Origin of the sequence: Cryobacterium sp. TMT2-15-1, assembly GCF_004402345.1 — a bacterium.
Lineage (GTDB): Bacteria > Actinomycetota > Actinomycetes > Actinomycetales > Microbacteriaceae > Cryobacterium > Cryobacterium sandaracinum.
Genome location: NZ_SOGD01000052.1, coordinates 1 through 12,257 on the forward strand (window position 1 = coordinate 1; position 12,257 = coordinate 12,257).

13 protein-coding genes and 1 pseudogene are annotated in these 12,257 nt (G+C 62.3%); 8 read left to right on the forward strand and 6 right to left on the reverse strand.

The window, feature by feature from the left end; genetic code table 11:
- Nucleotides 1-368: 368 nt before the first annotated feature.
- Nucleotides 369-1,052, reverse strand: a complete 684-nt coding sequence (locus E3O62_RS13990) for a TetR/AcrR family transcriptional regulator C-terminal domain-containing protein (RefSeq protein ID WP_134398907.1) — start codon at nt 1,050-1,052, stop codon at nt 369-371.
- A gap of 114 nt (nt 1,053-1,166) precedes the next feature.
- Between E3O62_RS13990 and E3O62_RS13995 the strand changes: the two genes are divergently transcribed.
- The 4 genes from E3O62_RS13995 to E3O62_RS14010 all read left to right on the forward strand — a co-directional run bounded on the left by E3O62_RS13995 (nt 1,167) and on the right by E3O62_RS14010 (nt 4,618).
- A complete protein-coding gene (locus E3O62_RS13995) occupies nt 1,167-1,811 on the forward strand; it encodes a DUF4386 domain-containing protein (RefSeq protein WP_198413799.1) in 645 nt (214 codons plus the stop codon).
- Between the two features lie 82 nt (nt 1,812-1,893).
- The gene (locus E3O62_RS14000; RefSeq protein WP_134398909.1) at nt 1,894-2,613 is read left to right on the forward strand and encodes an ABC transporter ATP-binding protein; all 720 of its coding nucleotides are present in this window, start codon (nt 1,894-1,896) and stop codon (nt 2,611-2,613) included.
- Nucleotides 2,610-3,905 (forward strand): ABC transporter permease, encoded by a 1,296-nt coding sequence (locus tag E3O62_RS14005; RefSeq protein ID WP_134398910.1) that lies wholly within the window; start codon nt 2,610-2,612, stop codon nt 3,903-3,905. Before E3O62_RS14000 ends, E3O62_RS14005 begins: the two co-directional genes overlap by 4 nt.
- Nucleotides 3,906-4,180: 275 nt before the next feature.
- Nucleotides 4,181-4,618 carry an NAD(P)-dependent alcohol dehydrogenase gene (locus E3O62_RS14010; protein WP_166786498.1) on the forward strand — a complete coding sequence of 146 codons (438 nt, stop codon included), beginning with the start codon at nt 4,181-4,183 and terminating at the stop codon, nt 4,616-4,618.
- Here the strand turns inward: E3O62_RS14010 and E3O62_RS14015 are convergent.
- Complete coding sequence (locus E3O62_RS14015) at nt 4,611-5,840, reverse strand: IS110 family transposase (protein ID WP_134398912.1); 1,230 nt, start codon at nt 5,838-5,840, stop codon at nt 4,611-4,613. The genes E3O62_RS14010 and E3O62_RS14015 overlap by 8 nt on opposite strands.
- 307 nt (nt 5,841-6,147) lie before the next feature.
- On the opposite strand from E3O62_RS14015, the pseudogene E3O62_RS14020 reads away from it, so the two are divergent.
- Nucleotides 6,148-7,528 (forward strand): annotated as a pseudogene (locus tag E3O62_RS14020) (IS3 family transposase).
- 361 nt (nt 7,529-7,889) lie between these two features.
- Here E3O62_RS14020 and E3O62_RS14025 read toward each other — a convergent pair.
- Nucleotides 7,890-8,246, reverse strand: coding sequence for a hypothetical protein (locus E3O62_RS14025; RefSeq protein ID WP_134398913.1), 357 nt, complete (start codon nt 8,244-8,246; stop codon nt 7,890-7,892).
- Between the two features lie 666 nt (nt 8,247-8,912).
- Between E3O62_RS14025 and E3O62_RS14030 the strand changes: the two genes are divergently transcribed.
- On the forward strand, nt 8,913-9,587 hold the full coding sequence (locus E3O62_RS14030; protein ID WP_134398914.1) for a TetR/AcrR family transcriptional regulator C-terminal domain-containing protein: 675 nt from the start codon (nt 8,913-8,915) through the stop codon (nt 9,585-9,587).
- 4 nt (nt 9,588-9,591) lie between these two features.
- On the opposite strand, the gene E3O62_RS14035 is transcribed toward E3O62_RS14030, so the two are convergent.
- The 3 genes from E3O62_RS14035 to E3O62_RS17360 all read right to left on the reverse strand — a co-directional run bounded on the left by E3O62_RS14035 (nt 9,592) and on the right by E3O62_RS17360 (nt 10,721).
- Complete coding sequence (locus E3O62_RS14035; RefSeq protein ID WP_134398915.1) at nt 9,592-9,780, reverse strand: hypothetical protein; 189 nt, start codon at nt 9,778-9,780, stop codon at nt 9,592-9,594.
- A gap of 117 nt (nt 9,781-9,897) precedes the next feature.
- Nucleotides 9,898-10,296, reverse strand: a complete 399-nt coding sequence (locus tag E3O62_RS17220) for an NAD(P)/FAD-dependent oxidoreductase (protein ID WP_241973511.1) — start codon at nt 10,294-10,296, stop codon at nt 9,898-9,900.
- Between the two features lie 293 nt (nt 10,297-10,589).
- Nucleotides 10,590-10,721, reverse strand: coding sequence for a hypothetical protein (locus tag E3O62_RS17360; RefSeq protein ID WP_255573872.1), 132 nt, complete (start codon nt 10,719-10,721; stop codon nt 10,590-10,592).
- 171 nt (nt 10,722-10,892) lie between these two features.
- Here E3O62_RS17360 and E3O62_RS14045 point away from each other — a divergent pair, with 171 nt between their 5' ends.
- Entirely contained in the window at nt 10,893-11,486 is a 594-nt protein-coding gene (locus E3O62_RS14045) for a helix-turn-helix domain-containing protein (protein WP_134398916.1), read from the forward strand.
- Nucleotides 11,487-11,658: 172 nt separating this feature from the next.
- Nucleotides 11,659-12,249, forward strand: coding sequence for a PadR family transcriptional regulator (locus tag E3O62_RS14050; protein WP_134398917.1), 591 nt, complete (start codon nt 11,659-11,661; stop codon nt 12,247-12,249).
- Nucleotides 12,250-12,257: the final 8 nt, after the last annotated feature.

Sequence of the window (12,257 nt, forward strand, 5' to 3'; positions counted from 1 at the left end):
CAACAGCAATATTCGGTGGCCCCCAAACACGATACCGGCCACATCGACCGGTGGCCCCCAACGTCAATATCGGTGGCCCCCAGGAGCGCTAATACTCAATGGCAACGTCGGTAGCCTGAAACGCAGCGACGGCTCGGCGCAGGCTCGCTCCGTCTGGCCCGTCTCGCAAACCTGACCTTGCTGCTCGACGGCGTTTGCCGGCGCGTCCGCGAACGCCCCTTCCGTGTCCTAGGTGAAGATCCAGTTGAGCAGCCCGATCCCGGTGTCGACCGCAGGGCCGAAACGGGTACCTTCGCGATGGTCCGCCCGAGACGCAAGGCGACGCCGGGGCTCGAGTGTGAAGAGCAGGCCCGCGAGTTCTTCGATTGTTAGTCCCGCTCCCGTGCGATGGCGTCAAGCATCAAATCGAGGCCGAACTCAAACTCGTTCGCATAGTGGTATCCGGGCTGCAACACCTGATTCGCGGTCAGTTCCGCGAGATAGGGGTACTCGGCCGTGGGCAATTCGGTAAGCAGGATCTGCGTCATGATCGGTATCTCTTCCTCCGTCTTGAACGGCAGGGTCTTCTCCCTCATAGAAAAGCCGTACACGTAGCTGTCGATCGCCGAAATTGCGTGTGCGGTGAGCGCGAGTGACAATCCGCCGTTGCGCAGGGTGCCGAGTGCCATGTCCAGGTGCCGCAGAGTGGCGGGGCCAGGGGAAGTCCCCGAATCTTTCACGGACGTCGCCCAGGGATGACGCGACAATGCATCGCGGAACGAAACCGAGCGCTTGCGGATCGCGGTCCTCCAATCGTCGCTGAGCGACGGGAGCTCGATACCGGCGAAGATAGTGTCCACCATTCCTGTGAGGAGGTCGTCCTTGTTCGCCACATGCGCGTAGATCGACATTGCTTCGACGCCAAGTTCCTCGCCCAGTCGTCGCATCGTGAGCGAGTCGAGGCCATCCCTGTCCGCGACCTCAATGGCAGCCGTCAGTACCCGCTCGCGATTCAAGCGCTCCCTGGTGACACCATCCCGCTTCGTCGCTCTCGAAGCCTTTGACTCTTTCATATTGACAACCTTACCATGTAGGTATAATCTCCTTACTATATAAGCTTACGGCATAAGGAAGAGGATACAATGAACGCTCTATTGAATAGCTCGAGTCACACGCCACTCCGATCCGTGGACACCGCCAAGTCACAGCGCTCGGCCAGCCTGGTCGCCGGCCTCGCTCTGGCATTTATGGCCGTACTGGCCGGCTTCGGCGTCTTCGGCGCAATCCAGCCATCCATCACCCCCGGAAACGCGGAGGCGACGGCCGCGGCCATTCTTGCCTCTGAACTGATGTTCCGGCTCGGAATCGCCAGCCTGATTCTGGTCATCGTGCTCGATGTCATCGCGGCAAGCGCCCTGCACACCCTGTTTGCGCCGGTGAACCAAAGCCTCTCGAGAATGGCCGCCTGGTTCCGGCTCGCCTACAGCGCCGTATTCCTCGTTGCGATCCTGCAGCTTCCCATCGCCGTGTCACTTCTGTCCGAACCCGTCGCAGCATTGCGGGCGATCGAGGCGTTCTACACGATCTGGAACATCGGGCTTATTCTTTTCGGCTTCCACCTCCTGCTCATCGGCTACCTCGCGTTCCGGTCCGGCTTCATGGCGAAGGTCTTCGGCATTCTGCTCATCCTCGCCGGCATCGGCTACGCCGTCGACGGCTTCGGTCTCGTGATCATCCCCGACTTCACCGCCTTCCTCGGCCAATACCTCTTCGTCGGCGAGGTAGTGCTGATCTTCTGGCTGCTCATCAAGGGCCGCCGCCTCACCAACTAACAAATCAGGCGCTTCGGTCGGGTCCATTCAGACTGCCAACCGAAGCGCTCCACAACGCCAACTCATTCCAGGAGTAACAGCAATGAACAGCACAACGATTACGAGGCCGGTGCTCGCGGCCCGCGGTATCCGCAAGTCGTATGGCCGTGGCACGGCACGCTTCGATGCCCTCGATGGTGTCTCGCTGGAGGTGTATGCGGGCCAGTCGATCGCGATCGTTGGCAAGAGCGGTTCAGGTAAGTCGACTCTCATGCATCTGCTGGCCCTGCTGGACAGCCCGGACGCCGGGGAAGTAATGGTCGGTGACACCGACGCGAAAGAGCTCAGCGTGAAGCAGGTGAACAGGATGCGCAATGAAGAGTTCGGGTTCGTGTTCCAGCAGTTCTTCTTGAACCCCAACGCCACTGTGCTCGACAACGTCGTACTGCCGCTCACGATTGCCGGCGTTGCCGCTGGTGAGCGCAAGGCCCGCGGTATGGCGGCGCTGCAACAGCTCGAACTCGACGACAAGGCGAAAAACAAGGCTGCGAACCTCTCGGGCGGTCAGAAGCAGCGAGTCGTTATCGCCCGCGCCCTGGTCAACAACCCCAAGGTGATCTTCGCCGACGAACCAACCGGCAATCTCGACACGATGACCGGGGCGCTGGTGGAGGACATCCTCTTCTCGCTCAACAAAGACAAAGGGATCACGCTTGTGATCGTCACCCACGATCCAGAGCTTGCCGCGCGATGCGACAGGCAGATCTTCATCCGTGACGGGCGCGAAGTCGGCTCCCTCGACAACGCAGGAGCAGCAGCGTGAAAACACTCGACATCATCGGAACAGCGGTGGATAACACTTTTCGCAGCAAACTTCGTACCACCCTCACGGTGGTCGCAATATTCATCGGTGCTTTCACTCTCACGCTGACCAGTGCCATCGGCACCGGTGTGTCAAACTACCTCGACATCCAGCTCGCATCTGTCGGCACGACCGATGTGCTCTCGATTTCACAGACCGCCGAGGATGCGCCAGACCTCGGCGATGGGCCCCTCAGATACGATCCGACCCGGGCGACAGCGGATGGTGTACCGAGTGCCGAAGCGGGGTTCTCAACTGGCGTTCTCACCGATAGCGACCTCGACGCGATTGGGAACACGAGCGGTATTCGCGACGTGAATGCGGTCGTCAGCTTGACCGTGAGTTACATCGAGTATGACGCCGAAGGCAAGTTCCAGGTGGCAATCAGCGAGAACGCCGAACTCACGAAGGCAGACTTAGCCGCGGGCGAACAACTGACACTCAGCGACAACAACCAGATTCTTCTGCCGGCCTCCTACCTCGAGACCCTCGGGCTCGGAGCCGCCGAAGCTGCGATCGGGAAGGTCGTAACCATTGGCATCGCTAACTACGACGGCGCAATGCACGAAGTTCATGCCACCGTCACCGGGGTGCAGAACCTAACGCTCCTCGGCGCGGGAGTGCGCCTCAACCAAGCACTGACAAATGAACTGTTCGCCGTGCAGACCGATGGCGAGCCGACAGCCCTTGAACGGGGCTATTTCTTAGCATCCGCCCACTTCGATCCCACTTCCAGCGAGGATCAGGTGGCAGCCATCAAGGCCGATCTGGCATCGCAGGGATACACCGCGCAGACACTGGCCGACCAGATCGGCGTTTTCCAGACCATCCTCACCGGCATCGTGGCTGTGCTCAACGGGTTCGGGCTCATCGCCCTGCTCGCGGCGGCGTTCGGCATCATCAACACCCTCCTCATGAGCGTGCAGGAGCGAACCCGCGAGATAGGCCTCATGAAAGCCATGGGCATGGGTGGTGGAAGGGTCTACGCGCTATTCAGCGTCGAGGCGATCTTCATAGGATTCCTCGGAAGCGCCCTCGGCGCCCTCGCGGCCATCGGAGCAGGCTCGATCATCAGCACCGTATTGGCGAATACGGTACTCGCCGACCTGCAGGGCCTCCAGGTGCTGCAGTTCGCGCCGGGACAGGTGGCAGGCATCATCCTCCTGGTAATGGTCATCGCGTTCCTTGCCAGCACACTTCCAGCACGACGCGCAGCGCGCCAGAACCCCATTGATGCACTCCGGTACGAGTAGCACCCCAACCAACAAACCCAAGGATCGAAGTCATGAAAGCAATCGTCTCCAGCAGCTACGGCCCACCCGAATCATTGCAGGTCAAAGTCGTGCCAAAGCCCGTCCCCGGCCCCAAAGAAGTGCGTGTACGAAACCGTGCCTCAGTGGTTACGGCGGCGATGTGCAAGGCGAGGGCGGGCTCGCCGATGGCTCGCTTGTACTTCGGCCTACGCAAACCGAAATAACCCATCCTCGCCACTAACTTCACCGGTGAGGTCGAAGCGTTGGGCAGCTCCGTGACCAACTTCCGAGTCGCTGACCTTGTCGCCGGCGTCAGTGTGACGAACTTCGGTGCGTACGCTGAGTACATTGTCGTTCCGGGAGACGGGGTAACCGCGGCGAAGCCGAGCAACCTCAGTGACGAGGAGGCCGTCGCCGTTTTCGATGGATCTATCACGGCGTTGCCATTCCTTCGTGATGCGGCCAACCTCCGCCCCGGCCAGTCCGTTCTAATCAACGGTGCTTCCGGCGCGGTGGGCACGGCCGCGATCCAGCTTGCCAAGCACTATGGCGCCACGGTCACTGCCGTATGCAAAACGGCGAACCGAGCGCTAGTGTCGTCGCTAGGAGCCGACCATGTTGTCGACTATGCGACAGATGACTTCACCGACAACCACGACACTTACGACGCCATCTTCGACGCCCCACGTGATGCTCCTATAGTTGTCAATTGATATTTTGGACGGCTTTTTGCTCGTGGAGCCAGTCCCGAAATTGGCTCGCGAGGTTGTCGTCTCGGCTGAGTCCTCGTTCGATTCGGGAGAGGGTGCCAGGCCAGGTATTGAAGTGTCCGGCCGCCTCGCGGAGGGTGATGTGGAGGTCTTCGCGCGCGGTGTGTAGGTCGGTGATCGAGGGCGCCGCTTGTGGGTTGGTGAGTTGACGGTAGAGCTCCCGGGCGACGTATCGTTTCAGGCAGCGCATGATTTCCTTTTTGGTCTTGCCTTGAGCCGTTCGTCGGGCCGCATAGTCTCTCGTGCGGGAGTCGGTTGCGAGGCGTGAGACGACGACGTGGTGGATTGCCGCGTTGGCCGCTCTGTCGCCGCCGCGGCTGAGCCTGTGCCGGCTTGTCTTGCCCGACGAGGCGGGTATCGGAGCTACGCCGACGAGTGCTGCGAACTGCGCTTCCGTGGCGATGCGTTCGGGGTTGTCGCCCACGGTAACGAGGAGCTGGCTGGCTACTTCTATGCCAACACCGGGGACATTCCGTAACAGAGGCGCGCAGTCCCGAAGAATCTCTGCCATCACTGCATCGGTGTCAAGAATCTCCCGCTCGAGAAATCGGTATCGGACAGCAAGTTTCTTCAAAGTGAGGGCCGTTGCGATCTCAGTGTCCGTGAGGTTTCCCATTGGACGGGAACGCTCCAACGCCGGGATGAGTTGCGCGGTGGTCAGCGGGCGGAACCGACTGCGCACGTGCTCCGGAGCGGAGACGAGTATCCCCTTGATCTGGTTGATGGCAATTGTGCGGGCCTTCATCGCTGAACTGCGGGCGGCACGGAGGACGCGGAGGCATTCAACGGGGCCGTCCTTGGTTTTCGGCGTCGACGTGCCTCGTTCGGCCAAGACCGATTCTGCTGCCTGATAGGCGTCTAAGGGATCCGATTTTCCGCGTAGACGCCGTGCTTGACGGTTGGGTCGGTTGACCTCGTGGACAGGGAGTCCTGCTGTTCGCAGAACTCGACTCAGTTCCGCCCCGTAACTGCCGGTTCCTTCGACGCCCACGCCGATGATCAGACCGAAGTGGGTAATGAAGGCGAGGATCTTCCGGTAACCCGAACTGACTGCCAGGAATTCTTCAGCAGCTAGGTGTTTGCCGTGCTCGTCGATGATGGCGACAAAGTGAGTATCGGAGTGGGTGTCGACGCCGACGATGACATTCGGTGGGTCTGTTGCCATGATGAAGTTGCCCTTCCATTGCGTTCATCTGGGTAAAAGATGGGCACGTTGGCCAGGTGGGCAGACAAGACGGTAATGGGAATTCGCTTCAGGCTCCTATAAAGTCATGTCCGCCTGGTCAGCGCACCTTGAGCAGCCTCAAGACCGCGGACAGATCACGTAAAAGACAATCCTTGAAGGACGTCAGTCAGGGTTAGAGTCACGCAGCCTCAAGACTCTTCTCATCATTACCGTCAGGGTGAGTTGAGGCCAGTAGCTCAGAGCAAGTCCGCCGTTTGACGTAGGGCGAGAATCAGGAAGTCCCATCATGTCCAGCCCCTCGTTGATCGCCGTGCGCGACGATAGTCCCATGAATAACAGCAGTCTCGGCCCGCGCGCGGGCGGTCCCACGCCTCGGCGTTCGTTCACGCCGAAGCAGAAACTTGACCACCTCGCCGCCTACGAGGACGCCATCTCCCGCAACGGGGGCGGCGCGTATTTGCGGGAGCAGGGCATCTATTCCTCCCAGATCACGGAGTGGCGAAAACTGCGCGATGCGGGGTGCTGCAGGGCAAGAAACCTGGGGAGAAGATCGGCCGGCTCACGCCCGAGCAAGCCGAGATCGCCCGGCTCCGCCGCCAACTGGAGCTAACCGAACGGCGCCTGGAAACGACGGGGGTGGCGTTGGAGATCATGTCAAAAATGCACGAGCTACTCGAAAATCTTTCGAAGAGCTCGCGGGACGAAACACCGCACACGAAACCGTGATGACCACCTACCGCGATCTCACGGGCCGCGGCGTTCCGACCCGGACGGCCGCCGCCCTGGTCGGGTTGCCTCGGGCGACCGCGACCCGCACGCCTCGCACCCGGGCCGCCCGGCCGGTGGTGGTGCCGGCGAATCGGCTCGATGTCCTCGAGCGGGCCCGGATCCTGGCGGTGGTGAACTCGGCCCGGTTCGTGGACTTGCCGCCGATCCAGATCTACGCGCAGCTGCTGGACGAGGGCGTGTATTTGGCGTCGATCTCAACGATCTACCGGGTGTTGGCCGAGAACCAGCAGGTCAGGGAACGCCGCCGGCTGGCCCGCCACCCGGCCCGGGCGATCCCGGAACTGGTCGCTACCGGCCCCGGCCAGGTCTATACGTGGGACATCACGAAACTGCCCGGCCCGATCAAGGGCAAGTACTTCGACGCCTACGTGATGATCGATATCTACTCCCGCTATATCGTCGGCGTGAAGGTCCATCCGGCCGAGTCTGCCGTCCTCGCCGCCGAGATGATGACGGAGACCTTCTCCATCCATGGCACCCCGCAGGTCGTCCACGCCGACCGGGGCACGTCGATGACGAGCAAGACCGTGGCCGCGCTCCTCTCAGATCTGGAAGTCACCGAGTCGCACTCCCGGCCCCGGGTCAGCAACGACAATCCCTACTCAGAGGCGTGGTTCAAGACCCTCAAATTCGCCCCGGTGTTCCCGGAACGCTTCGGCACCCTCGGCGACGCCCGCCGCTTCATGAACACCTTCGTCGAGGGTTACAACCACAGCCACCGGCACGCCGGTATCGGGCTCAACACCCCCGCCGACGTCCACTATGGCCTCGCCGCCGGCAAGGCCGCCGAACGGGCGGCGACCCTCGCCACCCCCGACACAGCCTGGATCAACAAGCCAACCGAAGCTCAAAACGTGGAGCCGAAACTAGCCGCCTAAACTCACGCTGGCCTCATTCACCTTGACAAATTCCGACGCGGTAGCGAGGAACTCTTTTATGCGGAGCCGTCGGATCTTGAAACAAGGCGGCATCTACCTGACGACTGTGCCCTCGCTTGCCATCCTTCCGCAGATGCTGTGGACGTCGAAAATGGGTCGGAAGAAGTCAACCGTTGTGTTCACACGGTTAGCCAAACCTGCTCAAATGGTGCAGAACCCTTGTCCCCTGTCCCTGTATGGCGAAGTCGCAAATCGGCTCGCTGCGGACCACCTCTCGAAGGTTTCTTCCGGCATGGGCCAGGTTCAGCTGTCGGTCCCGATCGATCACGGTGATCAGGGCTGTCTCGCTGTCGAATGCACGCTAGGCCAGCTCGACGATTCGCATCAGCCGCTTGTCGGCTGCCGCGCTAGTGACCTCGAGCTGGTCCACTGCTTTCTGCCGTGCAAGTTCCGCCTTCGCAGAGTAGACCGCCTGACCTTGACGTGGGAGATAAGGTTCCGGGCGAGTTGCGAGAAGCGCAATCAACGGAGGGGCGAGCTGCCTCGCCCAGAACTGATGCTGGAGCGGGCTTTGACCGTTATGCGTGGCGCCGTCAGCGGGCTCTGCCGCCGGGAGCGAGACGAAGGTTGCGCCATTGGTCCCGGAGCAGAGATCAGCGATGACCTCGTTGAGCAGGCGAGCGCGCGCTTGCGCCAGGTTGTGCAGCGAAGTGTCCAAAGCTCGAATGGACCGAATCGGAGGGATCCCGACTACTAGGACTTCCGTCCCGGGCGCGGTGCTGGCGATCAACATCCTGAGAAGCTCGCCGATCCCTCGCCTCCACTTCGACGGTGGCGTGAGCATTATAGAATCGATGACCCCAAGCGCGACAACGATCCCGTCGTACTTCCAGAGATCCCGACCCTCGGTGGTAGTGAGCGCGGTCGCGGCGGTCAAGTCCTCGTGCGCAAAGAGGTCGACGGTGCATCCGCGTCCTGTCGAGGTTGATACTGCGCGGGCGAGCGTTCCCGGAAGGGCGAGTTCGTGAGAGGTTACGCCCCATTCCGGGACAGGCCCAGACCCAAGAACGAGAATACGATGGGCGTTCTTGCCGGGCGCGTGTCCCCGGGGGCGTCGGTCGGGTGGAGGGATTCGCCCAACCAGACCCGAGGAATGGTGCCGCGGAACTTGGTCACTACATGCGGAGCGAGATCTCGGATTTTTCGAATTGTGTTTGGGGCGAAGGATCCCCGGTTCGCACCGTGATCTTCTTCGTTCATTGTCCTTCGTTACCGGTCGACCTATTTACGTTGTCCACTCCTTCAGATTACGCTGTATGTAAAGTTGTAAGAGCACAATGCGTACGTAGTAAGGTCTGCTAACAGGCACAGTCAGGAGAGTTGAATGGCATCACCGCGCAAGACAGCGTCGGAGCCCAGGGTTCGACTAAACCGAGAACGGGTAATCGGCGCCGCGATCGCACTTGCTGATTCCGGCGGGCTCGATGCCCTCACCATGCGGCGGCTCGGCGACGACCTGAATGTCGAGGCGATGTCGGTCTACAACCATGTCGCGAACAAGCAAGATCTCATCAACGGGATGGCGGACACGGTATTCGGCGAGATCGAGTTGCCGTCGCACAGCGATGACTGGAGGACCGCGATCCGCAAGCGCTCAATCTCGTTTCGCGACGTGCTGGTCCGGCATCCGTGGGCGACGACCGCGCGGGACTCCGGTACGAAGCCGGGCGCGGCCACCCTCCGGCATCACGATCGGGTAATCGGCACGTTCCGTAACGGCGGGTTCTCCGTCGCCGCCGCGGCGCACGCGTTCTCCGCGGTCGACAGCTACATCTACGGGTTCGCTATGCAGGAGAAGAGCCTCCCGTTCACCACGCCGGAGGAGACCGCCGCGATGGCGGAGATCCTTCTGGCGCAGCTTCCGACGAGCGACTACCCGTATCTCGCCGAGCTGACAGCCGACCACGTGCTCAAGCCGGGCTACCGCTACTCCGACGAGTTCTTGGTCGGGCTTGATCTCATTCTTAACGGGCTCGAGTCGATGAGCGCCGGGTCCTAGTCAATCAACGCCGGCGGCGCACGATGAGGGCCCAGCGGGCGCGGTGGAGGTGGGGCATGATGCCGTAGATCACTATCGGGACCGCGATGGTGACGAGTATGAACGTGCGGAGCACGATCGGAACACCGTCGAAGACTGTGGCGAGCAGGAGATTCAACGCGGTGAGCGTCGGGAACACGGCCAGCCAGATCATCAGGGCAAGTTGGTGTTTCGCGGGCGGCCGGATCGGGATGCTGCGGGCGTCGGTGGTTGGCGTGGACGTTGGTGGGTTGCTCCTTGGGGTAAATGGATGGGGTGGGGAAAGGGGAAGTTAGCGGGCACGGTGTGCGGCGAGGTCGCGTTGGAGATCCTCGTCGACCAACTCGGCATTAATGGCGATCGCCGCGCCGGAGCCTTGTCCGGCCGCGGTGATGACCTTAGTCCGTGGGTCTGCAGCGTTGCCGGCGACGCGCACGCCGGCAACGGAGGTGCGGCCCGTCGTGTCGTGGGTGACCCAGCCGCCCGCATCGGTGTCGCACCCGAGGGTCGCCAACAGGTCGGAGTTCGGGACGAATCGGGGTCGGACAAAAACCGCCGTGCGCGGGACCACTACGCCGTCCGTCAGTTCGACTCCAGAAAGCCGATCGTGGGTGACCACCAGTCGGGCGACGGGGCCGGTGAAGACGCGGACTCCTCGTGCGGCCAGCAGCTCGAGCTGCTCGGGAGTCAAAGCATCTCCGTCGGAGAACAGGGTGACGTCCGGTGACCACTAGCGGATGAGGAGGGCGTGCTGGGCTGCCTCGGCGCCTCTGCCTAGCACTCCAAGCGGCTGGTCGCGCACCTCGCGGCCGTGGCAGTACGGGCAGTGCAGCAGGTCCCGGCCCCATCGTTCCCGGACGCCGGGGACGTTCGGCACATCATCGCGGAGGCCCGTGGCCACCAGGATCTTGCGGGCTCGGAGTTCGGTGCCGTCGGCAAGTTGCGCGTGAAATCCAGGTCGTGCGCTGACTACGGTGCCGTCGATTAGCGTGCCGCCGTATCCGGCACCTCGCCTCGGCCGACCGTGATCAGGTCGCGCGGCGACATGCCGTCCCGGGACAAAAAGCCGTGCATGGCGGCAGCGGGGGCGTTGCGCGGCGCACCTGCATCCACCACCGCCACCGCCACCGACCGTCGAACGCGGAGCAGCACTATGGCTGCGGTCAGGCCGGCTGCCCCGCCTCCGATGACTAAGACGTCGTATTCGTATGTCTCAACCCTCTGCCCTCGCGGCGTCCCGAGCAAAGTTTGTTGCTGTTTCCGGGACGGATGCGGTGGAATGGGGCCATGGATGACACCACCATCATCGCCGCGGCACTTGACGCGGTGGGGCCGCGGCTCAAACGCCTCCGGTCCCAGCGAGGGATCACACGGACCGACCTGGCGGAAACGACGGGGATTTCGACGAGCACCCTGTCGCAATTGGAGAACGGCCAGCGACGCCCGAGCCTCGAGCTGCTGTTGCCGCTCGCCCAGGCATATCGGGTTCCTCTTGATGAGCTCGTCGGAGCTCCCGAGGTCGGCGATCCCCGGGTGCGTCTCAAACCTCGTCGAGTGAATGGCCGCACGGTCGTCCCGCTGACTCCGCAGCCCGGGGGAGTGCAGGCCTGGAAGATCCTCATCCCGGCGAGCCAGACCATGCCCGAGCCCCGCACCGACGACGGATACGAGTGGCTGTATGTGCTCAGTGGGAGAATGCGGCTGATCCTCGGCGACCACGACCTTGTGCTCGGTGCCGGCGTGGTCGCCGAGTTCGACACCACGCTTCCGCACTGGTTCGGCAGCGCCGACGGCAACGCCGCAGAGGTGCTGAGCCTGTTCGGCAAGCAGGGCGAGGGCGTGCACGTTCGGGCCAAATCTGAGCCTCACCGATCGGCCTGAAACCCGGAGGCGTGTGCGAGGTGTCGCACAGGCCAGCTGGCGGTTGGCAAGGCAAGGCCTCGTGCCTATCGGTGCCCGCGGGGGTGCCGGTGGGCTTCCGTATTGGCAGAGGCTTCACCAGTGGCGTACGTATCTGGTAGACATATCTATAAGTCAGTAAAGGGGATCGGCGTTGGCCAGTTCAAAACAGACTCAGATGGCGATACTCGGCGCGCTGAGCATTGCACCGATGACCGGCTACGCCGTGCGGGAGCAGATTCGGGAGGCCCTTGGGCACTTCTGGTCCGAGAGCTTCGGCCAGATCTACCCGGCGCTCGGGGATCTCGAGCGGCAGGCAATGATTGAGCGTCACGATTCGGGCGACTCCCGCTCCTCCCTGTTTGCCATCACCGATCAGGGCACCGCCCGCTTAAAAGGGTTGCTCGCCGGCGAGCCACAGAGGCAGAAGCCTCGAAACGGGCTCATGCTGCGACTCTTCTTCGGGCGTCAGCTCGGACCCGAGGCCTGCCGCGAACTCGTCCTCAGCGCACGTGCCCAGGCGGAGTCTCAACTCGCCCACCTGCAGGATGCGCGGAATGAGCTCGCGAAAGACGCCGACCTCGACGACGATGCCCCCTACATCCTGCTGACCATCTCAGCCGGTGAGAACACGGCCAGGGCCACAATCGCCTGGGCCGACGAGGCGCTCGGTGCCATCGACAGCTTTATCCCCCGAGACGCGGAGTCCCGGTCAGTCGCAAAATTCACAGAGGAGCAACCATGACCATCAAT

Bases quoted from the DNA above. Each gene is read 5' to 3' on its own strand.
- E3O62_RS14035 (WP_134398915.1), bottom strand. From the start codon at position 9,780: ATGATCTGGCTGGCCGTGTTCCCGACGCTCACCGCGTTGAATCTCCTG.
- E3O62_RS14000 (WP_134398909.1), top strand. From the start codon at position 1,894: ATGAACAGCACAACGATTACGAGGCCGGTGCTCGCGGCCCGCGGTATC.
- E3O62_RS13990 (WP_134398907.1), bottom strand. From the start codon at position 1,052: ATGAAAGAGTCAAAGGCTTCGAGAGCGACGAAGCGGGATGGTGTCACC.
- E3O62_RS14045 (WP_134398916.1), top strand. From the start codon at position 10,893: ATGGATGACACCACCATCATCGCCGCGGCACTTGACGCGGTGGGGCCG.
- E3O62_RS14015 (WP_134398912.1), bottom strand. From the start codon at position 5,840: ATGGCAACAGACCCACCGAATGTCATCGTCGGCGTCGACACCCACTCC.
- E3O62_RS14030 (WP_134398914.1), top strand. From the start codon at position 8,913: ATGGCATCACCGCGCAAGACAGCGTCGGAGCCCAGGGTTCGACTAAAC.